Raw genomic sequence first — 1,600 nt, 5'->3', positions numbered from 1 at the left:
GGGGCGCAGCACCTGCGCCACGGTGTTCGGTTCGGCGTCGGGGTCCTGGACCACGCCGACGACCTCGTGCCGGGAGGGGTCGAACGGGACGCCGGCCTCGGCGTGACGCTCGTAACCAAGGCGTTCAATGATGGACACGGCCTGGTCGCGCACGGCGCGAACCCCCTCGACGATCGCCCCGGGGTCCGATCCCGCGTGAGTCAGGGCCAGTTCGAGGTTGTCGACGACGGGAAGGAAGGCCGCGGCCGTGCGGGCGCGTTCGGCCGCGCGCTCCCGCTCCAGTTCCCTGGCGTGCCGCTTGCGCAGGTTGTCCAGATCGGCGAGAGCACGCCGCCAGCGGTCCTCGACCTCTTTCAACGCGGCCGCGTACTCGTCCTCGCCCCCGGCCGGACCGGTCGCTGCGTCGGCCCCCGGCTCGGCCTCAGTGGTCGGCAGCGCGGGCTCGGGCAGGTGGCCCTGCGGCGGTTGTGCGGCGCCTTCGGGCGGCAGGTCGGACGATCGGTCCTGCGGGGGGATCGGCATGGCGGATACCTCAGCCCTTGTCGAACTCGGCGTCGATCACGTCTTCGTCGGCGCCGGCACCGGCCTGCCCGGAGCCCTCCGGCCCGCTGGTGTCCGACGGACCGCCCGCCGCCGCGGCTTCGTCCTGGTGGGCGGCGAGCCCGGCGTAGATCTGCTGGAGCTCGGAGGTCAGCGGCCTGGTCTTGTCCACTCCGGCCTCGTTCTTGACCGCGTCACGGGCCTCAGCCACCAGCATCTCGGCACGTGCCTTCTCATGCGCGGGCGCGGCGTCACCCAGCTCGTTCAAGCGCTTTTCGACCTGATAGGCGACAGCGTCGAGCTCGTTACGGGCATCGACGGCCTCGCGCAGGGCCTGGTCCTCACCCTGGTTGCGCTCCGCCTCCTGGACCATGCGCTCGACTTCACCGCGGTCGAGGTTGGAACTCTCACTGATCGTGATGCCCTGCTCCTTACCGGTGTCCTGATCCCGCGCGCTCACGTTCAGAATGCCGTTGGCGTCCACGTCGAAAGTGACCTCGACCTGCGGTTCACCCCGCGGCGCCGGCCGGATGTCGGTGAGCTGGAACCGGCCCAGGACCCGATTGTCGGCAGCCCGCTCACGCTCGCCCTGAAGAACGACGATGTCGACGGCCGGCTGGTTGTCCTCGGCCGTGGAGAAGGTCTCACCCCGACGCACCGGAATCGTGGTGTTCCGCTCCACGATCTTCGTCATCACACCGCCACGCGTCTCCACACCCAGCGACAAGGGGGTGACATCGAGCAGCAGGACATCCTTGACCTCGCCCTTGAGCACCCCGGCCTGGATCGCCGCGCCCAGCGCCACGACCTCATCCGGGTTCACACTCATGTTGGGTTCCTTGCCACCGGTCAGCCGGCGCACCAACGCCTGAACGGCCGGAATCCGGGTGGAACCCCCGACCAGGATCACCTCGTCGATGTCGTTGTCGCTGACCTTGGCATCGGTCATCGCCTGCTGGACCGGCCCCAGGCACCGCTCCACCAGATCACTGGTGATCTGCTCGAACGTGGACCGCATGACCGAGTCGGTCAGATGCTTGGGCCCCGACGCGTCAGCCGT

2 protein-coding genes are annotated in these 1,600 nt (G+C 69.4%); both read right to left on the bottom strand.

What is annotated here, in order from left to right; all coding sequences use genetic code 11:
• On the bottom strand, positions 1-522 hold a 522-nt coding region (locus ACFRAC_RS36765), incomplete at its 3' end, for a nucleotide exchange factor GrpE (protein ID WP_382939768.1).
• 10 nt (positions 523-532) lie between these two features.
• On the bottom strand, positions 533-1,600 hold a 1,068-nt coding region (locus tag ACFRAC_RS36760; protein ID WP_382939765.1), incomplete at its 5' end, for an Hsp70 family protein.

The sequence above is a fragment of the Streptomyces sp. NPDC056628 genome (genome assembly GCF_042792555.1).
In the GTDB taxonomy this organism is placed as follows: Bacteria; Actinomycetota; Actinomycetes; order Streptomycetales; family Streptomycetaceae; genus Streptomyces.
This window is presented reverse-complemented; position numbering and strand designations above follow the sequence as displayed.